The organism is Bradyrhizobium sp. USDA 3650, from assembly GCF_054057395.1.
The window spans coordinates 1,968,559-1,993,177 of record NZ_JBSRZG010000001.1; the positions used below are offsets into that span (position 1 = coordinate 1,968,559).

At 64.6% G+C, this 24,619-nt stretch carries 24 protein-coding genes; 8 read left to right on the forward strand and 16 right to left on the reverse strand.

From position 1 onward, the window contains the following. Positions 1 to 109 precede the first annotated feature (109 nt). Positions 110 to 997 (forward strand): LysR family transcriptional regulator, encoded by an 888-nt coding sequence (locus ACVIN2_RS09340; RefSeq protein ID WP_456765388.1) that lies wholly within the window; start codon positions 110 to 112, stop codon positions 995 to 997. Positions 998 to 1,021: 24 nt separating this feature from the next. Here ACVIN2_RS09340 and ACVIN2_RS09345 read toward each other — a convergent pair whose 3' ends face one another. Beyond that, positions 1,022 to 1,738, reverse strand: coding sequence for a peroxiredoxin-like family protein (locus tag ACVIN2_RS09345; protein WP_456765389.1), 717 nt, complete (start codon positions 1,736 to 1,738; stop codon positions 1,022 to 1,024). Between the two features lie 78 nt (positions 1,739 to 1,816). Further along, on the reverse strand, positions 1,817 to 2,101 hold the full coding sequence (locus ACVIN2_RS09350) for a hypothetical protein (protein ID WP_456765390.1): 285 nt from the start codon (positions 2,099 to 2,101) through the stop codon (positions 1,817 to 1,819). A gap of 244 nt (positions 2,102 to 2,345) precedes the next feature. Between ACVIN2_RS09350 and ACVIN2_RS09355 the strand changes: the two genes are divergently transcribed. Both ACVIN2_RS09355 and ACVIN2_RS09360 read left to right on the forward strand, forming a co-directional pair. Then, complete coding sequence (locus ACVIN2_RS09355) at positions 2,346 to 2,828, forward strand: cupin domain-containing protein (protein WP_456765391.1); 483 nt, start codon at positions 2,346 to 2,348, stop codon at positions 2,826 to 2,828. Between the two features lie 100 nt (positions 2,829 to 2,928). Continuing rightward, positions 2,929 to 4,131: an MFS transporter gene (locus ACVIN2_RS09360; RefSeq protein WP_456765392.1), complete on the forward strand. Its 1,203-nt coding sequence runs from the start codon at positions 2,929 to 2,931 to the stop codon at positions 4,129 to 4,131. Here ACVIN2_RS09360 and ccoS read toward each other — a convergent pair. The 10 genes from ccoS to ACVIN2_RS09410 form a co-directional block, all read right to left on the reverse strand. Next, positions 4,128 to 4,295, reverse strand: a complete 168-nt coding sequence (ccoS, locus tag ACVIN2_RS09365; RefSeq protein WP_007607689.1) for a cbb3-type cytochrome oxidase assembly protein CcoS — start codon at positions 4,293 to 4,295, stop codon at positions 4,128 to 4,130. The genes ACVIN2_RS09360 and ccoS overlap by 4 nt on opposite strands. After that, positions 4,295 to 6,487 (reverse strand): cation-translocating P-type ATPase, encoded by a 2,193-nt coding sequence (locus tag ACVIN2_RS09370; protein WP_456765393.1) that lies wholly within the window; start codon positions 6,485 to 6,487, stop codon positions 4,295 to 4,297. The genes ccoS and ACVIN2_RS09370 overlap by 1 nt, the downstream gene beginning before the upstream one ends. Before the next feature lie 11 nt (positions 6,488 to 6,498). Further along, positions 6,499 to 6,984, reverse strand: coding sequence for a FixH family protein (locus ACVIN2_RS09375; RefSeq protein ID WP_456765394.1), 486 nt, complete (start codon positions 6,982 to 6,984; stop codon positions 6,499 to 6,501). A 15-nt stretch (positions 6,985 to 6,999) separates the two neighbouring features. Then, on the reverse strand, positions 7,000 to 8,466 hold the full coding sequence (ccoG, locus tag ACVIN2_RS09380) for a cytochrome c oxidase accessory protein CcoG (protein ID WP_456765395.1): 1,467 nt from the start codon (positions 8,464 to 8,466) through the stop codon (positions 7,000 to 7,002). Positions 8,467 to 8,577: 111 nt separating this feature from the next. After that, positions 8,578 to 9,453: a cytochrome-c oxidase, cbb3-type subunit III gene (ccoP, locus tag ACVIN2_RS09385; RefSeq protein WP_456765396.1), complete on the reverse strand. Its 876-nt coding sequence runs from the start codon at positions 9,451 to 9,453 to the stop codon at positions 8,578 to 8,580. Between the two features lie 6 nt (positions 9,454 to 9,459). Further along, on the reverse strand, positions 9,460 to 9,624 hold the full coding sequence (locus tag ACVIN2_RS09390; RefSeq protein WP_007594016.1) for a CcoQ/FixQ family Cbb3-type cytochrome c oxidase assembly chaperone: 165 nt from the start codon (positions 9,622 to 9,624) through the stop codon (positions 9,460 to 9,462). A gap of 13 nt (positions 9,625 to 9,637) precedes the next feature. Continuing rightward, positions 9,638 to 10,372, reverse strand: coding sequence for a cytochrome-c oxidase, cbb3-type subunit II (gene ccoO / locus ACVIN2_RS09395; RefSeq protein WP_247288469.1), 735 nt, complete (start codon positions 10,370 to 10,372; stop codon positions 9,638 to 9,640). Between the two features lie 10 nt (positions 10,373 to 10,382). Then, entirely contained in the window at positions 10,383 to 12,032 is a 1,650-nt protein-coding gene (gene ccoN, locus ACVIN2_RS09400) for a cytochrome-c oxidase, cbb3-type subunit I (protein ID WP_456765397.1), read from the reverse strand. A 352-nt stretch (positions 12,033 to 12,384) separates the two neighbouring features. Beyond that, entirely contained in the window at positions 12,385 to 12,810 is a 426-nt protein-coding gene (locus ACVIN2_RS09405) for a CBS domain-containing protein (RefSeq protein WP_456765398.1), read from the reverse strand. Between the two features lie 38 nt (positions 12,811 to 12,848). Next, a complete protein-coding gene (locus tag ACVIN2_RS09410) occupies positions 12,849 to 13,682 on the reverse strand; it encodes a universal stress protein (RefSeq protein WP_456765399.1) in 834 nt (277 codons plus the stop codon). Positions 13,683 to 13,886: 204 nt separating this feature from the next. On the opposite strand from ACVIN2_RS09410, the gene fixL reads away from it, so the two are divergent. The 4 genes from fixL (at position 13,887) to ACVIN2_RS09430 (ending at position 17,311) form a co-directional block, all read left to right on the forward strand. Continuing rightward, positions 13,887 to 15,404, forward strand: coding sequence for a sensor protein FixL (gene fixL / locus ACVIN2_RS09415; protein WP_456765400.1), 1,518 nt, complete (start codon positions 13,887 to 13,889; stop codon positions 15,402 to 15,404). A 3-nt stretch (positions 15,405 to 15,407) separates the two neighbouring features. After that, positions 15,408 to 16,025: a response regulator FixJ gene (fixJ, locus tag ACVIN2_RS09420; RefSeq protein WP_007607675.1), complete on the forward strand. Its 618-nt coding sequence runs from the start codon at positions 15,408 to 15,410 to the stop codon at positions 16,023 to 16,025. Positions 16,026 to 16,083: 58 nt separating this feature from the next. Continuing rightward, on the forward strand, positions 16,084 to 16,506 hold the full coding sequence (locus ACVIN2_RS09425; RefSeq protein ID WP_456765401.1) for a response regulator: 423 nt from the start codon (positions 16,084 to 16,086) through the stop codon (positions 16,504 to 16,506). A gap of 103 nt (positions 16,507 to 16,609) precedes the next feature. Beyond that, on the forward strand, positions 16,610 to 17,311 hold the full coding sequence (locus ACVIN2_RS09430) for a helix-turn-helix domain-containing protein (protein ID WP_456765402.1): 702 nt from the start codon (positions 16,610 to 16,612) through the stop codon (positions 17,309 to 17,311). Positions 17,312 to 17,350: 39 nt separating this feature from the next. Here the strand turns inward: ACVIN2_RS09430 and ACVIN2_RS09435 are convergent, their stop codons facing one another. From ACVIN2_RS09435 to ACVIN2_RS09450, 4 genes are read right to left on the reverse strand one after another with little or no spacing between them, the layout of a single operon-like run. Further along, entirely contained in the window at positions 17,351 to 18,664 is a 1,314-nt protein-coding gene (locus ACVIN2_RS09435; RefSeq protein WP_456765403.1) for an MFS transporter, read from the reverse strand. A gap of 23 nt (positions 18,665 to 18,687) precedes the next feature. After that, entirely contained in the window at positions 18,688 to 19,209 is a 522-nt protein-coding gene (locus tag ACVIN2_RS09440; RefSeq protein WP_456765404.1) for a PRC-barrel domain-containing protein, read from the reverse strand. A gap of 22 nt (positions 19,210 to 19,231) precedes the next feature. After that, on the reverse strand, positions 19,232 to 21,436 hold the full coding sequence (locus tag ACVIN2_RS09445; protein ID WP_456765405.1) for an amylo-alpha-1,6-glucosidase: 2,205 nt from the start codon (positions 21,434 to 21,436) through the stop codon (positions 19,232 to 19,234). Between the two features lie 56 nt (positions 21,437 to 21,492). Next, positions 21,493 to 23,256, reverse strand: a complete 1,764-nt coding sequence (locus ACVIN2_RS09450) for an ABC transporter ATP-binding protein (RefSeq protein WP_456765406.1) — start codon at positions 23,254 to 23,256, stop codon at positions 21,493 to 21,495. A 277-nt stretch (positions 23,257 to 23,533) separates the two neighbouring features. Here ACVIN2_RS09450 and ACVIN2_RS09455 point away from each other — a divergent pair, with 277 nt between their 5' ends. Further along, entirely contained in the window at positions 23,534 to 24,604 is a 1,071-nt protein-coding gene (locus tag ACVIN2_RS09455; protein WP_456765407.1) for a glycosyltransferase family 4 protein, read from the forward strand. Positions 24,605 to 24,619 lie beyond the last annotated feature (15 nt).

Consider the following 24,619-nt stretch of genomic DNA (forward strand, 5'->3'; position numbering starts at 1 on the left):
GAAATGCCCGTTGGCTTCCGAAACCATGCCCGGGCGCTATTGCGGCCGGGATGTCATTCTCCGCCCCGATCGGCTAGCCTCCGCCTGGTCTTGCTGGAGAGCCGATCCAATGGAAATGCACCAGGTCCGCTATTTCCTCGCGGTGGCGCAACTCTTGAACTTCACGCGTGCCGCCGAGGACTGCAACGTGACGCAGCCTTCGCTGACGCGCGCGATCAAGCAGCTCGAGGCCGAGCTCGGCGGCGATCTGTTTCGCCGCGAACGGCCCGCGGCGCAATTGACCGAGCTTGGCCAGCGCATGCATCCCCTGCTGAAGCAGTGTTTTGATGCGGCCACCGGCGCACGCTCGCTGGCCTCCTCTTTCCGCAGCGGCGAGATCGGCGCGCTTCGCGTCGCGCTGACGCATTCGATCGATCTGTCGCTGCTCATTCCTCATCTCAATCAAATCAAACGGCAGTTCAACCGGCTCGAATTCCGCTTCCTGCGCGGCTCGAGTCGTGAAGTTGCCGACTTGCTGAAGAAGGGCGAGGCCGAGCTCGGGATTGCCGCTGACATCGACGAGGCCTGGGAGCGGCTCGATGTCTGGCCGCTGTTCACCGAGAGCTTCGAGCTCGTGGTCAGCGACGGACACCGGCTCGCAGGCCGCAGCAGCATCGCACTGGACGATTTGCGCGCGGAGCAGCTGCTGAGCCGGACGTTTTGCGAGCATTCCGCCCGTATCTCGGCGAGCCTGCGCGAGCACGGCATCGCGGTCGAACAGGGTCACGAAATCTCGAACGAGCGCGACCTGATCGAGCTGGTCGAGGCCGACATGGGCGTCGCCATGCTGCCGCACACCTCGCCCGTTCCGGAGACGCTGACGCGCGCTGCGGTCGCCGGGCTGGACGCCCGCCGCACCGTCAGCCTCTACGGGGTGGCCGGCCGGCAGCGTACGGCGGTGGCCAATGCCGTCATGCGCATGCTGCGCGGTGCGGATTGGCGGGAGATTGCGGGTTAGCAGCGACGCTCGCTGCTGACCCTTTTAGGCTTCCCTGCTCGCGCCTTCCAACGCCTCAAGCAGATCATCGATCTCCATGCGCTTGCGGAAGTCCGGATCGACGAAGCGGGCTTTCACCAGACCGTCGCGGCCGACGACGAACACGGCCGGGATCGGCAGCATCCAGCCATCATTGCCGTGGAATTTCGCCATATCCTGGTAGGACAACAGGCTCTGGATCTCGGCACCGAGCCAGATCGCGAGATTGAGCGACAGCGCATAGCCGTTGTCGAGGTCGGTCAGGATCGGAAATGGCGCACCAGCTTCCGCCTTGAGCTGCTGGGTGTATTCCTGCGTCTCCGGCATGACCGCGACGATGCGCGCACCCATGGACTCGATGCGATCCAGCGCCTGGACCACCGCGCGGACATTGAGCCGGCAATAGGGGCACCAATGGCCGCGGAAAAACATCACGGCGACCGGGCCGCCCTCCAGCAGTGAGGACAGCGCGACGAGACGCCCGCTCTCGTCCGGCAACATGAACGACGGCATTGCCTCGCCCGGACGCGGCGCGGTCTCGCCGCCGCCGCCTCCATTCAATCTGGTCACCAGACGATCGACTGCCTCGCCATAGGCCGGGAAGACGTCGCGGCTGGCGTTGGCATAGGCGTGGAGTTGCTCGTTCAGCGTGCCATCCATGTCACGGCAGCGCTGGAAGGCGAGTTTAAGCCGCTCGGCATCGGCCGGCGAGAGAGAGGTCATCTTGCGCTCCAGCGTTCAGGGGACGAATATTAGGTGCCCGATCCGGCCGCCCGCAAGGGGCGGCCGTCATGCGCGCGATCAGTTGACGTAGAAATTGCCGGTCGGGTCCAACCGCCCCGAGGTGGAATACAGCGATCCGTTGTTCATGAAGAAGACGGTGTTGTCGGGGACCTTCTTGGCGCTCTTCATCATGGCCTCGTGGTTCTTCTCCGCCGGGGCCATGGCCATCGCCGACATCTTGCCGGGTCCGCCATACATGTAGGCCATGCCGGCCTTGAAATCCCATGTGGCCTCCGAGAAGGCCGATGTGGCGATCACCGCGAACGCAGCCGTGGCAATCAAGGTCTTGGATAATTTCGTCATGAGATGCTCCTCCGGATTGACGTGAACGCCCGCCAATCGGGCGCGCCCTGCCATCGAACGCCAATCGCTCGGGAAGCGGAAATGCCGATCCCCAATCGGTTCGATAGCGAGCGCGTATCGGGCCCGATAGCGCCGGTCTATCGCAGCGAGAGCGAAAGAGCATTTCAGAACGAGCGTCCTCTCGACGAAAGTCCCGACATAGCCGGCGACCATCGCGGTTGCGGCCAACACAGGAGACATCCCGATGTTCAAGCATCACACATTGTCGCGCGCGGTCTGGCCCGGCCTGGCCATCCTCGGCGTACTGACACTCTCGGCGCAGCCAGTCTTCGCCGGCGAATGCCCGGTCGACAAGATCAAGCCGAACGCGCAGCAGATGGTCGACTACAAGCCGGTCGGCGTCACCGACGTCACGCTCGGCGCCATCGACCTCGGCAAGCAGCCGGCACACATTGAAGGTCGCGAGCTGCGCTTCCGCAAGCTGACCATCGAGCCCGGCGGCATCGTGCCCTGGCACAGCCATGACGACCGCCCCGCCCTGATCTTCGTGCAGCAGGGCGAGATCGTCGAACACGCTTCAAATTGCGTCGACCCGATCGTGCACAAGGCCGGCGACATCCGCCCCGAGGTGTCCGGCATCTCGCACTGGTGGAAGAACCTCGGCAAGGAAACGGTCATCCTCTACGTCGGCGATGTCCGCAAGGACCCGCATGACCACAACATGTAACGGGTGCGCGACCCCAGCGCACGCGTGACGGAATGTGGCGCCCGCGATCTCCATGCTGCCCCGCATGCGGGCGCCACATTCATCACAAGGGAGGCCCGCCATGACCGATCTTTCCGCGCCGATCAAACCGACCGCGATGACGATGGACGCGCATTCACCAGGTCTCGCGCTTCGCTCCCTCATCATCGGCCTCACCGCCTTCCTCACCGTCGTCGATCTGTTCGCGACGCAGGCGATCCTCCCTTCGCTGACACGTCACTACGGCGTCACGCCGGCGGCGATGAGCTTGGCCGTCAATGCCAGCACCTTCGGCATGGCCGTCGCGGGCCTCGTCGTCGGCTTTCTCAGCCCGCACATCGACAGGCGGACCGGCATCCTGCTCAGCCTGACCTTGCTCGCGATTCCGACGAGCCTGCTGGCGATTGCGCCCAACCTTGCCGTCTTCACCGGCCTGCGGGTGGCACAGGGCCTCTGCATGGCATCCGCCTTCGCATTGACATTGGCTCATCTCGGCGAGCAATGCAGCGCAATGGATTCCGGCGGCGCCTTTGCCGCCTACATCACGGGAAACGTCGCCAGCAATCTCGTCGGCCGGCTAGTCTCGGCCGCAATCGCCGATAGCCTTGGCCTGGCATGGAATTTCTACTTCTTCGCAGCCCTCAATCTGGCCGGCGCCGTACTGGTCTATTTCACCATTGCGCGCGTACAGCCGACGCGCGCAACGGCGCCGACGGCATCGGCGTTTGCCGCGACGATCGCGCAGTGGCGGGATTCACGGCTACGAGCCGCCTACGGCATCGGCTTCTGCATCCTGTTCGCATTCATCGGCACCTTCACATTCGTCAATTTCGTTCTGGTCCGGCCACCGCTGTCGCTGGGCATGATGGACCTCGGCTTCGTTTACTTCGTCTTCCTGCCGTCGGTGGTCACGACGTTGCTGGCCGGCAAAGTGGCGTCGCGCCTTGGAACTCGTCCGACGATCTGGGGCTCGCTCGCGATCGCCGGAATCGGTCTGCCGCTGATGCTGGCCCCCCACCTGGGCGCGGTCCTCGCCGGGATGGTTCTGGTCGGAATCGGCACCTTTTGCGCGCAAGCGGCTGCGACAGGATTCGTAGGACAGGCTGCGGCTGAAAACCGCGGCATCGCCAGCGGCACCTATCTCGCCTGCTATTTCTGCGGCGGGCTCATCGGCACCGCCGTCCTCGGCCGGCTGTTCGACGCGTATGGCTGGCATGCCTGCGTGGCCGGGGTGGGCCTGGCGCTCGCTGTCGCGGCCCTGCTGACGCTCGCCTTGAAGCGCTAGCGCTTGGCCGGCGCCTCCTGCGGCGGCTCGTCGTCGGCGATGGCGCGCCAGGCGGCGCCGTCGAGATCGTCATACTGGCCGCTCCGGAGCGACCAGAGGAAGGCGACGAGACCGGCGAGGCCGAGCATCAGCGCCAGCGGCACCAGGATGACCAGGATCTCCATCACACGATCTCCCGCGAGGCGCTGCGCGCGCGCAACGAATTCAGCATCACCAGGATCGACGATCCGCTCATGGCGGCAGCCGCGATCAGGGGCGTCACGACGCCGCTGATCGCGACCGGCACCGCCAGGACATTGTAGCCGATCGCAAGCCAGAGATTCTGCCGCATCAAATGCAGCGCCTTGCGCGACGCGTCGATGGCCGCGACGACCGGGGCCAGTGGTCGGCCGAGAAAGATGAGATCGGCGGTCGCCTGGCTCAAATGCGCGGCCGAGATCGGCGACATCGAGACGTGCGCTGCCGCCAGCGACGGCGCATCGTTCATTCCGTCGCCGACCATCAGGACCTTCATCCCCCGCTGCTTCAAGACCTCGATCCGCGCGATCTTGTCGGCCGGGGTCACCCCGGCGCGCCATTCGGAGATGCCCAGCGCGTGGGCCGCGGCGATCACCGCCGGTTCACGGTCGCCGGAGAGAATCTCGATGCCGATATTGCGCGCCTTGAGCGCCGCGATCACAGCCTGCGCATCGGGGCGGAGGCCCTGGCGCACAGAAAGGATGAATTTTTCGCCGCCCTTGCTGAAAGCCACGACGGAGGCTTCGGGATCGAGATGTGTCACGTCGGAGACCAGCGTCTCGGCGCCGCAGAAAGACGGACGGCCGAGGCGAATCTCAATGCCATCGACCACAGCGCGCACGCCCTGGCCGGCCTCCTCGACCGCGCCGATGATCGGCGATCTGGCGTCGGAGGCCTGCGCGACCGCGGCCGCGACCGGATGATGGCTCGACAGCGCGAGCCGTCCGGCAAGCTCGAAGATATCAGCGGGGATGTCGGCGGCATTCATCACTTCGAGATCGGGCAGCGTCAGCGTTCCGGTCTTGTCGAAGATGACGTGATCGGCTTCCGCGAGACGCTCGATGGCATCGCCGGAATTCAGCAGGACCCCCGCCTTGAACATCGCGCCCGAGGCGATCGTCTGCACCGTTGGAATGGCGAGCCCGAGCGCGCAGGGACAGGTGATGATCAGCACCGCGACGCCGGTCACGATCGCATCATGCCAGCCGGCGCCCGCGATGACCCAGCCGAGGATGGTGACGAGCGCGGTGGCATGCACCACCGGCGCGTAGAGTCGCGAAGCGCGGTCGGCGAGCCGCATGTAGCGCGAGCGCGCCTGCAGCGCATTGTCGAGCAGCCGCGTGATCTCGGCGAGCAGCGTCGCCTCGGAGGCCGCCGAGACTCGCACCCGCAAGCTGCCAGAGATGTTCATCGATCCCGCATAGACCGGCGTGCCCTGCTCGGCCGTGACATAGAGCGTCTCGCCGGTGATCAGGCTCTGGTCGATCTCGGAACGCCCCTCGATCACGGTGCCGTCGACCGCGCAGCGCTCGCCGGGTCGCAGCAGCACGATGTCGCCGGGATAGATCGCGGCCACCGGCACTTGAGATATCTCGCCAGGCCCGACGAACTTGGCCGCGGTCTCCGCCTTGAGCGCGGCGAGATTGCCCGCGACCGCGCGGGTCCGCCGCCGCATGTTCTGGTCGAGGAAGCGGCCGACCAGCAGGAAAGTGAGCAGCATGATCGCCGCGTCGAAATAGGCGTGCTCGGCGTGGTTGATGGTCTCGACCACCGACATGCCGAGCGCCAGCGTCACGCCGATCGAGATCGGCACGTCCATGTTGGTGGTCTTGGCCGACAGCGCGCGCCAGGCCGAGCGGAAGAACGGCTGGCCGGCATAGGCCGCCGCCGGCAGCGCGATCAGCGCCGACAGCCAGTGGAAGAAATCGCGCTGCTCCGGCAGCATGTCCGAGACGTTGCCGGACCACACCGGGATCGACAGCATCATCACGTTCATGGTGGCGAACGCGGCGACGCCGAGGCAGCGCAACAGGAAGCGCGATTCGGCGACCTCGCTCGCCTCCGCGCTCTCGGTCTCGTAAGGATAGGCCTTGTAGCCGAGCTCCTCGAGGCGATCGATGAATCGGGCCGGATCGAGCGTGCCCGCCTTCCATTCCAGCGCAACGCGCCGGTCGGTGAGGTTCACGCGCGCCAGCGTGACGTCGGGAATCGCGGACAGACCGCGCTCGATCTTGGCCATGCAGCCGGCGCAGTGAACGCCCTCGACCGCGAGATCGATGTGCTGGACGCCCTCGCCCGCAGTCCGGACGTAATGCGAAAAGTCGCGCGAGACGTGCATGGCAAAATCCTTCAGTTCAGGATCACGCGGTTGCGCGACATGAACACGCGCGTTCCCCGCGCCTCGCCCTCGATCACCAGGTCCCACTGGCCCGGCGCGACCGATGCGGCATTGCCGCGATAGAGGCCGATGCCGGCCTCCGAGAGCTCGATTGCGAGATCGGCGCGCTTGTCGGTCGGCCGCTCCAGGCGGCCGCCGAATTTCAGTCCGGCGATCGGCTGGCCGCTCGCGTCGCGCGCCTCGACCTGAAGCACGGCGTCGCCATCGGCGCGGCGCTCGACATGGGCGTTGACCTTCCATTTTCGCGCGGTTTGGTCCTGGGCCGCCGAGATCTCGCGGTCATAGGCGAGCCCCGCGGCATAGGGGCTGTCGACGTCCGTGCCTGGCAGCGTCGCGATCGCGAGCTTCATCATGGTCACGTTGACGCCGATCACGACGCCGAAGAAGGCGACCAGCATCAGAAACACCTTGGTTCCGGTCAGAGGCTTGGTTGCCATGGCGAGCTCCTGATTCTACGGCGCGACGAAATTGTCGGTGGCGCTGGCGACTTCGCCGAGGCCGATATCGGTGACGTGAAAGCGAACCGGGATCGACTTTTCCGGATTGCCCTCCACCGGCGCGGTCACGAGCACCCGCAGCTCGCTGGTGGAGTCGCGCGGAACCACGATCATCGGCCGGTCCTGCGTCACTGAATCGATCCCGATGACATGGATCGTCGCATTGACCGGACCGCTCGCGTCGATCGCGATGACGCGGTCGTAACCGCTCTTGTTGAGCAGCCGCACCGTGTAGGCATTGCGGATCGAACCGTCGCTGAGCCTGACCGCGACCGGGTTCCGGTCGTGCAGCACGTTGACGTCGAGCAGGCTCCGGGTCGCCAGCGTATAGATCATGATGCCGCCGACCGCCGCGATGATCGCGCTGTAGGCGACCGTGCGGGCCCGGACGATGCGGTAGATCGGCGCCTTGCCTTCCTGGCGGCGCTGGATGTTGACGTCGTTGTCATAGCCGATCAACCGCTTCGGCCGGCCGATTTTCGTCATCACGTTGTCGCAAGCGTCGATGCAGAGCCCGCACTGGATGCATTCGAGCTGCGGTCCATTGCGGATGTCGATGCCGGTCGGACACACGGCGACGCATTGATAACAGTCGACGCAATCGCCGACTTGCTCGCCGAGCGCGCGCAGCTCGGCCGCCTTCTTCACTGACGTACGCTTCTCGCCGCGATCGTAACGATAGGTCACGTTGAGCGCCCATTCGTCGGTGAGCGCGGCCTGGATCCGCGGCCAGGGGCACATATAGGTGCAGACCTGCTCGCGCATGAAGCCGGCGAGCACGTAAGTCGTGGCAGTCAGGATGCCGATCCAGATATAGGCGATCATCGGTGCCTGGAAGGTGACGAGTTCCTTCACCAGAGTCGGTGCGTCATTGAAATAGAGCACCCAGGCGCCGCCGGTCCACCACCCGATCAAGAGCCAGATCGAATGCTTGAGCACGATCTCGGAGATGCGCTCCAGCTTCATCGGGTCGGACGATTTGTCCTTCTTCATCCGCTCACGCCGGTCGCCCTCGATCAGACGCTCGACCGCATAGAACAGATCCGTCCACACCGTCTGCGGGCAGAGATAGCCGCACCAGATGCGGCCGCCGACCGAGTTCATCAGGAATAGCGCCACCGCGGCGACGATCAGCAGGCCGGTGAAGTAGTAGACCTCCTGCGGCCACAGCTCGATGAAGAAGAAATAGAAGCGGCTGTTGGGAAGATCGATCAGCACCGCCTGGCTCGGAGCACCGAGTCCGCGGTTCCAGCGCACGAACGGCAGGAAGTAATAGACGCCGAGGCAGAACGCCATCAGGCCCCATTTGATCCGGCGGAAGGTGCCGGAGATGCTCTGGGGATAGACTTTCTTCTGGGCCACATAGAGCGGCCCGTTGTCATCGTCTAATGGGAGCTCTTTTGGGTTCACGGGCCTGTTCATCGCCTGCAGCTTTTCGAGAGGTGCGATAAAACCTAGACCCGACGCCGCCGCGTCAGTTGATCCAGCGCAAGCGGGGGCGTTTTTTGTTCGCCCCCGCCTGTCCCGGATTGGCTATTTTCCACCGCCGAGCGAGTGGACGTAAACTGCCATCGCCTTGATGGTGGCGGGATCGAGCCGCCCTTCCCAAGCCGGCATCACGCCCGCGCGGCCCTGGCTGATGGTCTCGATCAGCGACGTCTCGTCCGAACCATAGAGCCAAATCTTGTCGGTCAAATTGGGAGCGCCCATCTCCGGATTGCCCTTGCCGCCGTCGCCATGGCAGGCGACGCAATTCTCCGCGAAGATCTTCTCGCCCTTGGCCGCGTCATAGCCCTTGCGGGTCGGAAGGCCCGATAGTGCCCGGACATAGTTGGCGGCCGTGACGATCTCGTCCGGCTTCAGCACGCCGTCCTTGCCGAAGGCGAGCATCTGGCCTTCGTGCGCCTTGGCGTGGCCGGAACGTGCGCCGAACTGGATGGTCTGCATGATCTGGTCGAGCGATCCGCCCCACAGCCAGTCGTCGTCGTTCAGGTTCGGATAGCCCTTGGCACCAGCGCCGCCTGAGCCGTGACATGGCGCGCAATTGTCGCCGAACACGGTCTTGCCCTTGGCGCGCGCGAGCGCGAGCAGCGCCGGATCCTTCTCGATGTCGGCGAGCGAGGCCGCGCCCAGCGCAACCATCTTGGCTCCGCGGATCTTCTCGAGGTTGGCGAGCTCGACCGCGACGTCGGCGCGCGTCGAGTAGCCGAACAGGCCCGTGGTATTTCCCGAGATCAGCGGCCAGGCCGGATACACGATCCAGTAACCGATTGCCCAGACGATGGTGAGGTAGAAGGTGATCACCCACCAGCGCGGCAGCGGCGTGTTGAGCTCCTTGATGCCGTCCCACTCATGTCCGGTCGTGGACCTGCCGGAGACGGGATCGATGTCGCTATGATGATCGGTCATGATCTCTTACTCCTCCCGCAACGGCAAATGTGCCGCTTCGTCGAAAGCTGCCTTGTTACGGGGCCAGAATGCGTAGGCGATGATCGCGACAAAGATCGCGACGAACACCGGCGTCCAGATCGTGGTCACGAGACCGGACGCGAGATTGTCGAGGGTCAGGATGGCTTTCATCGTTAGTGCCTTCTCAGCGAAGATTGGCTTTCTCGTTGTAGATCTTGAAGTCGACCAGCGTGCCGAGCATCTGGAGATAGGCGATCAGCGCGTCCATCTCGGTCGGCGTGCCGGCCTTGCCGTCGAAGTTGCGCACCACGGCCTTGGCGTAGCGCTTGGTGAAAGCGTCGGAGCCGGCGTTGTCAGGATCGGCCTGGGCCTTCATGTCGGCGCCCGCATTGGCGATCTGGTCGTCGGTGTAGGGCGTGCCGACGGTCCGCAGCGTGCGCATGTGGTCGGCGATCGTGTCCGGATCGACCTCGGTCTTGCTGAGGAACGGATAGCCGGGCATCACCGACTGCGGCACGATTGCGCGCGGGTTGGTCAGATGGGTGACGTGCCAGTCGTCGGAATATTTGGCGCCGACGCGGGCAAGATCGGGACCGGTGCGCTTCGAGCCCCACTGGAACGGATGGTCGTACATGCTCTCGGCCGCCAGCGAGAAATGGCCGTAGCGCTCGACCTCGTCGCGCAAGGGCCGGATCATCTGCGAATGGCAGAGATAGCAGCCTTCGCGGATGTAGACGTTGCGCCCGGCGAGCTCCAGCGGCGTATACGGCCTGATCCCGTCGACCGCCTCGATCGTGCTCTTGAGGTAGAACAGCGGGGTGATCTCGACGAGACCGCCGATCGCGATCACCAGCAGGATGCCGACGATCAGGATGATCGAGTTCTTTTCGAAGATTTGGTGGCGTGTCCAGAACGACATGGAAAACTCCTCATTCCGCCGGCTGGAGAGCGACGGGCATCTGGACTTCCTGTTCGCCGACGCGAACCGTCATCCAGAGATTATAGGCCATGATCAACGCGCCGATCAGGAACAGCCCGCCGCCGGCAGCGCGGATGATGTAGAAGGGATGCATCGCCTCGACGGTCTCGATGAAGGAATATTCGAGGAAGCCGAGCGAGGTGTAGGCGCGCCACATCAGGCCCTGGAGGATGCCGGACACCCACATCGCCGAGATGTAGAGGACGATGCCCAGCGTCGCGATCCAGAAGTGCCAGTTAACGAGCTTGAGGCTGTAGAGGCCCTTCCGATTCCAGATCCAGGGCACGAGGCAGTAGAGCGCGCCAAAGGAGACGAAGCCGACCCAGCCGAGCGCGCCGGAGTGCACGTGGCCGATGGTCCAGTCGGTGTAGTGGCTGAGCGAGTTGACCACCTTGATCGACATCATCGGGCCTTCGAAGGTCGACATGCCGTAGAAGGCGACGGAGACCACGAGCATGCGCAGCACGGGATCGGTGCGCAGCTTGTCCCAGGCGCCCGACAGAGTCATCAGGCCGTTGATCATGCCGCCCCAGGAGGGCATCCACAGCATGATCGAGAAGGTCATGCCGAGCGTCTGGGTCCAATCCGGCAGCGCCGTGTAGTGCAGATGGTGCGGGCCGGCCCAGATGTAGAGGAAGATCAGCGCCCAGAAATGGATGATCGAGAGACGGTAGGAATAGATCGGCCGCTCGGCGCGCTTGGGGATGAAGTAGTACATGATGGCGAGGAAGCCGGCGGTCAGGAAGAAGCCGACCGCGTTGTGGCCGTACCACCACTGGAACATGGCGTCCTGGATGCCGCCCCAGGCGATGTAGGATTTCGAGCCGAACACCGAGACCGGCAGCGCTGGGTTGTTGCCGAGGTGCAAGACCGCAATCGTCACGATGAAAGCGAGATAGAACCAGTTCGCGACGAAGATGTGCGGCTCCTTGCGCTTGATGATCGTGGCAAGGAAGACCAGCAGATAGGTGACCCAGACGATGGTCAGCCACAGATCGGCGTACCATTCCGGCTCGGCATATTCCTTCGACTGGGTGACGCCGAGCAGATAGCCGGTGCCGGCGATCAGGATGAAGAAATTGTAGCCGACGACGACGAACCAGGGCGCGAGATCGCCTGCAAGGCGAACGCGGCAGCTCTTCTGGACGACGTAGAAGGAGGTCGCGATCAGGACGTTGCCGCCGAACGCGAAGATCACTGCGGACGTGTGCAGCGGACGCAGGCGGCCGAAGCTGGTCCAGGGCAAATCGAAGTTCAGCGCCGGCCACGCCAGTTGCGAGGCGATGATGAGGCCGACGAGAAAGCCGGCGATGCCCCAAAACATCGCCATGACCGAGGAGAACTTGATGGGGCCCATGTTGTAATTGGGCCGGCCGTTGATCTCCGCAGGCGGCAGCGCCGCCGGCCGGTCGAGGTAGCGGTTGATGATGCAGAAGACCGCGGCGACGCTCGCTGCCGCGCTCAGCGCGGCGTGGAAGGCGAAGGGCGCATCGAGCGCCTTGGCCGAGGCAATCACGCAGAGGAAGGCGGTGACCGCGAACACGACAGCCAGGCCGCTTTCACCTGATGTCATGGACTTGGAGATGGAGGGCTGGCTCATGCGGATTCTCTCTGAAAGAACACAGGGCCAGAAACCACATTCGCCCTCGCGGGGAATTGATTGAAATCAAGCTATGTGGATTTCTGTTAATGTGGGTGATGCGGCGCCAGTTGCAGTGCCCTCTCCCCTTGCGGGAGAGGGCAGCGAGGACCGTCCCGCACACCCACTTGGGTGAGGGGTTGGTCCCGCACGGAAGAGTCTTTCGGTGGAGAAAACCCCTGATCCGGCGCCATAGCCGAAGCTTCGCTTCGGCGTTCTCAAGAACGGCGGCCGAAGGCCGCCTATGCCACCTTCTCCCACAAGGGGAGAAGGGAAGAAAAAGACTCCCCCGTAATTATGGAGCCGACAATTCTCACTCCCGCGCCGTCGCCTTGAGCGCCGCGATGACGTCCTCGCGGGCGACGATTCCGACCAGCTTCTGCGCTCCGTCGAGCACGATGATGCTCCTGATGCGGTGCTCGACCATGATCTGGAGCACGCGCGTCAGCCGCGTGTCGGGGCTGACATATATGAAGTCGGGAGTCATGACGTCGCCGATTTTGCGGCTCATCAGGTCGTGGTAGCGCGGCAGCATCTGGCTCGGCGTGAAGGCGAAGCACTTCAGGATGTCGAATTTGGTGACGATGCCGACGACCTGCCCGTCGTCCTCGACTGGATAGGAATTGAAATCGTCGCGTTCGAACATCTCGCTGAGCGCGAGCAGGTCGAGGTCGCGCCTCACCGTCCTGACGTCGTGCGTCATGTAGCCGTCGACGGTCTGCTCAAGGAATCTGTACACGGCGCGTCCTCTTTGATTCGTCTTGCACCGCTCCCGCGTCAGTGCGACAGCAGCACGCAGCGGGCAGATTGAGTGACCAGATATTGGGTGACGCCGCCGAGGATCAGCTCGCGGAAGCGCGAATGACCGTAGGCACCGGCGACGATCAGGCTGGCGCCGACAGCGCCGGCAATTTTCTCCAATTGCCCGGCGACGGTTTCGTTGCGGGCCGCTTCGGAAACGCGCGCGATCGCGGTCACGCCATGGCGGGCAAGCCACGCCGTCACGTCGGTCACGCCAGCCACCGCGGCGGGGCGGTCGTCGTCGCCTTCGGGAATTGCAAGGACGGTGACATCCCTGGCCTTGCGCAGGATCGGCAGCGCATCGGCCAGCGCTCGCCGCGCTTCCGGCGTATCCTTCCACGCCACCAGGACGCTGCGCAGGTCGAGCCAGTTGACGCCGTCAGGCACGACCAGGATCGGCCGGCCGGCTTGCATCACCAGATCCTTTGGGCTCGCGAGCGCGAAGGCGTCGGAGAAGGCCGGGCTCTGGCCGCCGGCGACGACGACGTCGGCGCAACGCGCCTGGGCGAACGTAAAGCGCGCCGGGAAATCCATGGCGTTGCGCCATTCCACATGTCCGCCGCGATTCCTGATCGCGGCGCGGAATTGCGCCTCGAGCTCGCCCAGGCGTCGCTTGACCGAGGCTTCTCCCTCATCGATCAGTGCCTGCGCTGCAGTGCCATCGCTGAAGTAGAGTGGCGGGGCGAACTGCGCCGCGGCAACGCCGATGATCGACGCCCCAAATCGTTCGGCAAGCTCGCCCGCGACCTGAAGCCGCGCCTCGTTGGGCTGATCGAGCGCCAGGCTGACCATCACGGTCGCGTATGTCATCGGAGTCTCCGGGGCAATGAGCTTTGATCCGATCGTAAGCCGGCCGCCGGCTGGCAGGATGAGATAGATCAAAACCTTGGATCACCGCGCGGGCCCGAAATCTGCCAATGGTATAAGACATCGGAACTTGCCTCTGGCCCCTCCTTGGGTACATTGCCGACGATAACGCTGTGCGGTTCCCCGCATCAGAATGGGAGTGATCGTGTGGCGCCGACCCGTGTGATTCATCCGCAAGATGACGGCCGGGGCGAACATTTCCGCGTTCGAATCGAAGGATTTGGCGTCGGGACCTGGGATCTCGATCTCAAGACACTGGAATTGGAGTGGTCGGAGACGGCCAGAATCCTGTTCGGAATCGAATCCGGCCAATCGGTGAGCTACCCGCTGTTCCTGTCCCGGCTGGAGCCGAACGACCGCGAGCGGATCGAGAGTGCGATCCGGCGCGTCTCCGAACGGGGCGGCAGCTTCGACGTGTCGTTCAGGGTCACGGGGGCGTCGGGCAGAACGCAGTGGATCCGCGCCCGCGCGGGGCTGATTCGGGACGACGCCGGCGCCGCCCGACATCTCAGCGGCATCTTTCTCGATGTCGATGAGGAGAAGCAGGTCGAGGAAACCCTGCGCACCCGCGAGAGTCACCTCCGCTCGATCCTCCAGACGATTCCCGACGCCATGATCGTCATCGACGGCCACGGCGTCATCCAGCTTTTTAGCGCGGCGGCCGAGCGCCTGTTCGGGTGGGTCGAGTCGGAGGCGATCGGCCAGAACGTCCGCATCCTGATGCCGGAGCCCGACAGCTCACGTCACGACGGCTACATCGCGCGCTACCGCACCACCAGCGACCCGCACATCATCGGCATCGGCCGGATCGTGACCGGCAAGCGTCGCGACGGCACGACCTTCCCGATGCACCTGTCGATCGGCGAGATGCAGTCGGGCGGCGAGCCCTATTTTACCGGTTTCGTCCGCGATCTTACCGAGCATCAGAAAACCCAGGCGCGGCTCCAGGAACTGCAGTCCGAACTTGTCCACGTCTCGCGGCTGAGCGCGATGGGCGAAATGGCGTCCGCGCTCGCTCACGAGCTCAACCAGCCGCTGGCAGCGATCAGCAACTACATGAAGGGGTCGCGGCGGCTGCTCGCCGGAAGCCAGGATCCGAATACGCCGAAGATCGAGAGCGCGCTGGACCGCGCCGCCGAGCAGGCGCTGCGCGCCGGCCAGATCATCCGCCGCTTGCGCGACTTCGTCTCCCGCGGCGAATCGGAGAAAAGGATCGAGAGCCTGTCCAAGCTGATCGAAGAGGCCGGCGCCCTCGGGCTGGCAGGCGCGCGCGAGCAGGACGTGCAGCTTCGCTTCAGCCTCAATCCCAATGCCGATCTCGTGCTCGCCGACCGGGTGCAAATCCAGCAGGTGCTGGTCAATCTGTTCCGCAACGCGCTGGAAGCGATGGCGCAGTCGCCTCGGCGCGAGCTCGTCGTCACCAACACCCGCGTCGCCGACGACATGATCGAGATCGAAGTCTCCGATTCCGGCTCCGGCTTCCAGGACGACGTCATGCCGAACCTGTTTCAGACTTTTTTCACCACCAAGGACACCGGCATGGGAGTGGGACTGTCCATCAGCCGCTCGATCATCGAGGCTCACGGCGGCCGGATGTGGGCCGAGAGCAACGCATCGGGTGGGGCGACATTCCGCTTCACGTTGCCGGCAGCCGACGAGAACTGATCCATGACGACCAAGGGAATCATCTACGTCATTGACGACGACGAGGCGATGCGAGATTCGCTGAATTTCCTGCTGGATTCAGCTGGCTTCGGCGTCACGCTGTTCGACAACGCGCAGAGTTTTCTCGACGCTCTGCCCGGCCTCGCCTTCGGCTGCGTCGTCTCCGACGTGCGGATGCCCGGTATCGATGGCATCGAGCTTCTCAAGCGCCTGAAGGCGCAGCGCAGCCGGTTTCCAATCCTGATCATGACCGGCCATGGCGACGTGCCGCTCGCGGTCGAGGCGATGAAGCTCGGTGCCATGGATTTCCTGGAAAAGCCGTTCGAAGATGACCGCCTCGTCGCCATGATCGAATCCGCGATCCGCGAGGGCGAGCCGGCGGCCAAGAACGAGGCCATCGCCCAGGATGTCGCCGCTCGCGTCGCTTCCCTGAGCCCCAGGGAACGCCAGGTCATGGAGGGGCTGATTGCGGGCCTCTCCAACAAGCTGATCGCCCGCGAGTACGACATCAGCCCACGCACCATCGAGGTCTACCGGGCCAATGTGATGACCAAGATGCAGGCCAACAGCCTGTCGGAACTGGTGCGGCTGGCAATGCGGGCCGGAATGCTCAACGATTGAAGTCACCAGGATTGAGGCAAGTCAAAACCGTCCGCCCGCCCTGTGCTACCAGATCGGAATGATTGCGATCAGCTCCCATCCCGAGCGGCTCCCGATGTCGTCACCCGCGAAACCAACCGTCTATGTGGTGGATGACGACGCCGCCGTGCTGGGCTCCCTGCGCTTCCTGTTGGAAATCGACGGTTTTGCCGTGCGGACCTTCAGGAACGCCACGGCGCTGCTCAATGCGGCGAGCCCGTCCGGTGCAGACTGTTACGTGATCGACTACAAAATGCCCGACATCAACGGCATCGAGCTGGCCGGGCGACTGCGCCAGTCCGAGGGCGATACCCCGGTGATCCTGATCACCGGCTATCCCGACTCGAATATCTCGGCCCGGGCGGCGGCCGCAGGCGTGAATGAAGTGATTCTGAAGCCGCTTCTGGACGAAAACCTGGTCAAACGCATTCGCCACGCCATCCAGAACCGGGTCCATAGCTGACCTAAGGGATTCTACGTAAGGCACCCCCCTTAAGATATCTCGCGAAATTTTCGAGGCACCCGATACCGCGTACCAAAGCGTCATCACAACGGAGATGGCGCAGATGCTGACCCAGACGATCAACACCCAGGCGATCAAGACCCAGATCAACGGCAGCAAGATCGCCCCGGGCCATCCCGTCTCCGACCAGTTCGGTGCGATCGCTGGCCATGTCGGCCTCGTTGCCACCGAGTTCTCCTACCGCAAGGAAGAGGAGATTTATGGCGAGGACGAGCCGGCCGAGTACGTCTATCAGGTCGTCACCGGCGCCGTGCGCAGCTACAAGCTTCTCTCCGACGGTCGCCGCCAGATCGGCTCCTTCCATCTTTCCGGCGACGTGTTCGGCCTCGAATCCGGCACCACCCATCGCCTTGCCGCTGAAGCTATCATCGACACCACGGTGCGCCTCGTGAAGCGCGCGAGCCTCGAGAAGGCCGCAGCCACCGACGTCCAGGTCGCCCGCAAGCTCTGGGCCATGACCGCTGGTGAGCTTCGCCATGCCGAAGACCATATGCTGCTGCTGGGCCGCAAGACCGCGATGGAGCGCGTCGCTACCTTCCTGCTCGAAATGGACCGCCGCCTCGCGGTTGCCGGAATGATGGCGCTGCCGATGTGCCGCCGCGACATCGGCGACTATCTCGGTCTCACGCTCGAGACCGTCTCGCGCGCGCTGTCGCAGCTTCACGCCCAGGGCATTCTCGGCTTCTCGGGCGCCCGCCAGATCGTGCTGCGCAACCGGGCACGCCTGCACAATCTCGACGCCTGATCTCCCCTCTCCCACCCGCTCATGGCCGGCTGAATTGATTCAGCCGGCCATTTCTTTTGCTGCGATCATGCCCTTGCGCCGCGTCTCCGGCATCACAAGCAGAATCAGCAGAAGTCCCGTCGCCGCGACGCCGGACAGTCCGGTGAACGCCATGGCATTGCCGAATTTATCGCTGACATAGCCGCCAAGCGCGGTGCTCAGCGACGCGCCGATGCCCATGGCCGTGCCGACGATGCCCTGCGCAAGGTTGAAATGGCCGCTGCCGAAGGCGACGTCGGCCACGATCAGCGGGATCATCACCGCGAACACCGCCGCGGTGAGGCCGTCGAACACCTGCACAAGCACCAGCAGATACGGATCCCGCACGGTCGCAAACAGCAGGCCGCGAATCGTCAGCGCCGCAAATCCAATCAGCAGCAGCGGCCTGCGCCCCCACGCTTGCGCCTTGCGCCCGACGCTCGGCGACAGCAGCGCCACGATCGCCTGCGGCACGACGATGCAAAAGGCGACGAGCACCGTCGCCCACTCGCTCGATCGCGCAGTCACCGCGCTTGCCATCAGTGGCATCATCGAGGCGTTCGCGAGCTGCAACAGGAGCACGCTGAGCGCAAAGACAATGAGCGGCCGCTGCCGGATCAGATGCCAGATATTGGTGTCGCCTCGATCCTCCGCCTCGCGCGGCATCTCGCCGTGACAGCGCGCGATGTCGACCTCGTGCTCGCGGATGCGAGAGAGCGCGATCAAAGTGGGGATTGCGAGTAGGAACGTGACCAGGAAGACCGAGCGGCTCGACAGCAGATAGCCGGCCGTTCCCATCACGGCGGCCGCAACGCCGTTACCAAGCGAGGCAAAGCGCGCGTTGCGGCCGAGACGCTCGCCGATCGCGAGCGGGCCGACCAGACCGAGGCTGATCGCCGCGATCGCCGGTCCCAGTACGCAGCTCGCTGCCGCGTGCAAGGTGGCCGCAGCCACCACCACGGGGAAGATCGGCATCGCCGCATAGGCGAGCGCGCAGCAGCCGATGGTGGCGATCGCGAGACCTGCGACCAGCCGCTCGGACTTTGCGGCATCGATGATGGCGCCGCCCGGCATCTGGCCGATCAGGGCAACGATGCCGCCGATCGACAGCACAAGGCCGATCTCGACCTGGGTCCATTTCTGGGTCGTCAGATAGACCGCGATGAACGGCCCGAATCCGGTCTGAACATCGGCGAGGAAGAAGATGAACCAGTCGAGGCCGCGCAGGCTCTGGCGCGACGGCGCCGGAATGCCGGCAGGCGACGGCGCCGCAAATTTGTCCTGCTCAACGCGACCCTCGCGATCCGCATGATTCGGCTTCCTCGACAACAGCACCGGCGGCCATTCCTCCCCGCGCCTCACTGAACGGCTTGCAGTGGCTGCAGGCTGCCGGACGCGCCGAGCACCACCATCGGCGTGTCCTCCTTGTATTCCGGCGCGGCTGCGACCTGTGCCTTGGTCAATTCCAGCGTGATGCTGTCCTTCTTGTTGACGATCTTGCCGAACCGCATCGCGTTCCAGTCCACCACGATCTTGCGGCTGCCGACGCCAAGAAAGCCGCCGAAATCGATCACGGCGGCACGCACGTGCCCGCTCCGATCGACGATGACGTCGACGATGCGGCCCATGTCCTCGTTCGCCGCGCTGAGCACGTCACGGCCGAGCACACCGTGCGCATCGCTCGCGCCGATGATCGTGACCGACGGCGGTGGCGCGGCATTCTTTGGCGTGACGGGGACCGATGACGCCGACGGCTGCGCCGTCGGCGGTGCGTTCGCTTCAGTCGCGGGTGCGGGCGACTCCTCCGCGGCACGTGACACGGCGAGCGTCATTCCGCAGACCATCACGACGCCTAGGGCCAACCATCCGGCGGTACGCATGCACCCTCCTTGCGGCGCGCCGTCAGCGCGCCAGCACGATCGAGACCTGGATCTGGCCACGCGTGCGCAACACCTCCAGCGCCACGTCGTCGCCATGGCGGCTGACGCGCAGGTCCACGCTGGACTCGCCCAGACGCAGATCGCGCAAGATCACCTCGTGCAGAAACGCCGGCAGATGCGGATTGCGCAGCCGGATCTCGCCGCGCGCCACGTCGAACTCGATGCCCAGCGCCGCCTCCAGCAGCGTGAACGCGGTTGCGCTGGCCCAGGCCTGCGGCGCGCAGGCGACCGGATAGAGCGTCGGGCCGCGCCGCTTTTCGCGCCGGAAGCCGCAGAACAATTCGGGCAACCGGCGCAGGTCCATGTAGGTCGCGGCGTCGAACAGTCCCTTGAAGACATGCGCGACCGAATGCTTGAGCCCGTAGCGCGCAAGCCCGAGCGCGATCAGTGCATTGTCGTGCGGCCAGATCGACCCGTCATGATAGGACATCGGGTTGTAACGCACCTCGCCGACAGCGACGGTGCGGATGCCCCAGCCCGAGAAGAAATGCGGCCGCATCAAATCGGCGGCGACGAGGCGCGCGCGGTCCTCGCGGATCATGCCGCTGAACAGGACCTGGCCGGCGTTGGAGGTCCGCACCTTGCAGGGCCGCTTCTTGCCGTCGAGTGCAAGCGCATAAGTGCCGAGCTCCTCGCACCAGAACGCGGCCTCGAAATGCTCGGCCAGCGTCTTGGCCTCGGCCTCGAGCTTCCTGGCGAGATCGGGCTTGCCGAGCCGGAGCGCGCAGCGCGCGGCGAGCCGCTTGGCGGCAAAGACGTAACCCTGCACTTCGGCCAGCGCGAGATTGCCTTCCGCAAGCTGGCCATCGGCATGGAAGATCGCGTCGTAGGCATCCTTCCAGCCCTGGTTGGCGAGGCCCTTTTCCGTGGCGCGCTGATATTCGACGAAGCCGTCCTTGTCGGGGTCACCGGGGCCGTCGATCCAGGCCAACCCCGCCTCGATGGCCGGCCACAGCTCGGTCAACGTCTTCTCGTCGCCGGTGCGCTCAAAATAGCTTCCCGCCAGCAGGACGAACAAGGCCGTGGAATCGACGCTGCCGTAATATTGCGCGAACGGCACCTCGCGCAGCGCCGCCATCTCGCCGCCGCGCATTTCGTGCAGGATCTTGCCCGGCGCGGCATCGGCGAGCGGATCGACCGCCTTGGCCTGGAAATGGGCGAGCCGCCGCAGCACACCCTTGGCAATCCGCGGATCGACCCACAGCATCTGCAGCGCCGTGATCAGCCCGTCGCGGCCAAACGTCGTCGAGTACCAGGGAATCCCCGCATAGGGATAGCGCCCCTGCGGCGTCTCCGTCATCAGCATGTTGAGGTCGGCCATGGCCTGGCACAGCACCTCGTTGAAGATGTTGTTGGAGGTCTCGATGCTGGCCGCCCCCATCGTCGATTGCCGCATCTCGCGGCGATGGGCGAGCAAACTCTGGAAAAAGCGCGCCGGCTTCTCCGCGATCGGCCGATTGGAGGACACCGCCACGAACAGGGATTTCGACTCGTGAGGGTCGAGTTCGAGCTGCCAGGTCGCGGCATTCACCGACAACTTCGTGGGGCGCGGGTCGAAATGTAGGCCCGTGGTGCGCTCGGCGTCATCGAGACCGCGGTAGTCGAACAGCACGTCGGTCGGTCCCAACAGCCGGCTCGAGCCGATGCCGCGGCGCGGGCGCCGCTCGCCGCGGACCTCGAACAGATCGGCGAAATCGTTGTCGAACAACAGCGTCAGCGCGAAGCCGGCCGGGCGGTCGCCGTGGTTCTGCACGCCGATGCGCTGATAGGCGGTGCCGCGCCACAGGAAGATCGTGCGCACGATGTGCAGCAGGTCCTTTTGCAGCACGAGGCTGCCCTGCCGGTAGATGTCCGGATTGGTGAGATCGACGGTCAGGGCTGAATTGTCGTCGCGCAGGTTCGAGCCCAGCAGCAATGGCTGGAGATCGTCGAGCACGAGCTCGAGCCTGGCAAGATAGCGCGTGTCGTGATGGAACAGGCCGTCGGGCCCGCCGGCCGAAGCGCCGATGTCGCCATGGCTGTCGAGCACGATAAAGGTGTCGTCGTGCTTGAGCGAACGCCGCGGCCGCGCCGACGGTCCCGTCATCGGAATATAGAAAGGCTGCTCCGCGACCTGGTCCACGGTCCGCGTCACGGAGACGAATTGGGTAACGGCTTCAGCCGACATCAGCAGCTCCCCTGCGCTTGTTTCGACACGCAACCGACTCGAACGCGACTGTTGGTTTACGCGGCGGCCTGGGCGAGCCGGCTCATTTCCTGCGTGACCAGCTCACGATAGGGCCCGTGGCCCTGCATCAGACGCTCGGGCGACCCGTCCTCGATGATCTTACCACCCCTCAACACGACCACGCGATCGAAATTGCGCAGGGTGGCGAGGCGATGCGCGATCGCGATGACCGTGCGGCCGCGCATCAGCCGCGACAACGCCTCGCGGATCGCCTCCTCGGATTCGCTGTCGAGCGCGGCGGTCGCCTCGTCCAGCAGCAGGATCGGCGCATCCTTCAGGAAGGCGCGCGCGATTGCGATGCGCTGGCGCTGACCGCCGGACATCTTGACGCCGCGGTCGCCGACCATGGTGTCGAGACCACCAGGCAGGCTTTCGACGAAATCGCAGCGCGCCGCAATCGCGGCACGCAGCACCTCGTCGTCGGTCGCGTTCGGGCGGCCATAGCGAATGTTCTCGCGAATCGAGCGGTGGAACAGCGAGATGTCCTGCGGCACGACGGAGATCGCCTCGCGCAGACTCTGCTGCGTCACCTTGGAAATGTCCTGGCCGTCGATGGTGATGCTGCCCTCGTCGGTGTCGTAGAAGCGCTGGAGCAGCGTGAACAGCGTCGACTTGCCGCCGCCGGACTGGCCGACCAGGCCGACGCGCTGGCCGGGTTGCAGGCGCAGGCTGAAGCGCTCGAATATCTTTTCGCCGCCCGGATAGCCGAAGGTGACATTGTTGAACGCGATCGCGGCGCCGCTCTTCACCAGCGGCTCGGCCTCGGGATGGTCGCGCAATTCATGCGGCACCAGCAGCGTGGCGATCGCCTCGGTCAGCCGCGCAACGTGCTGGGTGACGTCGACCAGCGCCACCGCGAGATCGCGCGTCGCGTTCAGAATGGAGAGACCGAGGGTGCAGACCAGCACGACGTCGCCGGTGGTCGCCCGGCCATCCTGCCAGAGCATGATCGCCCAGGCCATCAGGGCGATCGTGAGCACGACAGTGACGCCGGCATGGATAAGCCGCAGCTTCTCCAGATAGCGCAGGCTGCGGCCGCGCGCGGTCAGCTCCCGGTTCACGGTCGCGTCGAACCGCTCATGCTCGTGCCCGATGCCGCAGAACGCGCGCACCAGCGGCATGTTGCTGATGACGTCGATCATCTCGCCGTCGACGACGGCGGCCTTGTCGGCGAAGTCGTCATGCAGCGGTTTCCCCGCGGCCGCGAGGCGGAACATCGCAAGCACCATGCCGCCGGCAATCACCATCAGGCCGAGCGCCATATAGGGACTGACGGTTCCAATCAGCGCGATGGCCGCAACCGTTGCGATGCACGGCGGCAGCACATTCCAGACGAACATGTTCTCGACCGTGAACACCGCATTCGACGTCGCCGTGATGCGGCTCGTCAGCATGCCGGGCATGCGGTCGGAGAAGTAGCTCGGCGCGTGGCCGGTTAGATGACGAAAGATGTCACGGCGCAGATCACCCGTGACACGGACGAAGGTGAAGCTGGCCGTCCAGCTCGCGATCCGCCAAAGGAAATTGTCGGCGGCGATCAGCGTCATGAGGAAAATGAATGCCAGCCATACGCTCCCACCATGCGCAGCGCCGGCCGACAAGCTGTCGACGAGGGATTTGACGCCGTACTGCGTGCCTACGGAGCAGGCAACGGCCGCCACCACAGCCGTCAGGATCACGAGATGCGACGCCAGCCGACGCCGAAGATAGCGCAAAACAAAGGCAAACGGCCGGTGCGCGTATCCAGAAAGATGATCCATGTGACTATCGACCCCGTCGTGATGTTTTCAATTTTTCTGTTAGTCGACTGAACATCGACCACTTCGCCTCGGTTCCCGGGCACACTCATCACGACATGCGGATGCGGGCGTTCTGCGATGATGTGATGGCAGCATCGCGACGGGCATCCGACGTGTCGAATAAGTAACGTTCGGAAGGAGGAACTTCGCAAGTGCGGGAACGTTCCTTTGTCTGGCGTGCCGGTGCCGAACAGGCGGGGGCTTTCTACAATCATGATCGCACAGAGGAGATGGTGAGATGCGCATCGCGCAGGTAGCTCCGTTGACGGAGGCTGTTCCACCCAAGCTGTATGGCGGCACCGAGCGGGTGGTGCATTGGTTGACGGAAGAGCTGGTGGCCCTTGGGCACGATGTGACGCTGTTCGCGAGCGGCGACTCGCAAACCTCGGCAAAGCTGGATGCGCTGTGGCCGCGGGCGCTCCGCCTCGACGGTTCCGTGCGCGATCCCAATGCGCTGCACATGGTGATGCTGGAACGGGTACGGCAGAAATGTGACGACGAGGAGTTCGACTTCCTCCACTTCCATCTCGATTATTATCCGTGGTCGCTGTTCTACCGGCAGCCGACGCCGTTCCTGACCACGCTGCACGGCCGGCTCGACTTGCCGGAGCATCAACCGGTCTTCAACACCTTCTCGAAGGTCCCCGTCATCTCGATCTCGAATGCGCAGCGGCGGCCGGTGCCGCAGGCGAACTGGGTGAGGACGATCCACCACGGCCTGCCGGAGAACCTGCTGACGCCGAAGCCGGCGAAACAGGAATATCTCGCCGTGCTCGGCCGCATCGCGCCGGAAAAGGGCGTCGACCGCGCCATCAAGATCGCGACGCATTGCGGCATTCCGCTCAAGATCGCCGCCAAGGTCGATCGTGCGGACCAGGATTACTATGACGAGCTGATCCGGCCGATGATCGAGAACAATCCGCTGGTGGAATTCATCGGCGAGATCAGCGATCACGAGAAGTCGGACTTCTTGAGCGGCGCGCTTGGCTTGTTGCTGCCGATCGACTGGCCCGAGCCGTTTGGCCTGGTGATGATCGAAGCCATGGCCTGCGGAACGCCGGTCGTCGCCTTCAACCGCGGCTCGGTGCCGGAGATCATCGACGAGGGCCTCACCGGTTTCGTCGTCGAGGACGTCCTCAGCGCAGCCGGCGTCGTCGGCCGCCTGCCGCAACTCGACCGCTCCGTCATCCGCAAGCAGTTCGAGACGCGCTTCACGGCGCGGCGCATGGCGCTGGACTATCTCGCGGCCTATCGCAGCCTTGGCGAGGAACAGGCGCCGCGGATCAAGCTGGTGAGCAGCGCGGAGTAGCAGGACCACGCGCCC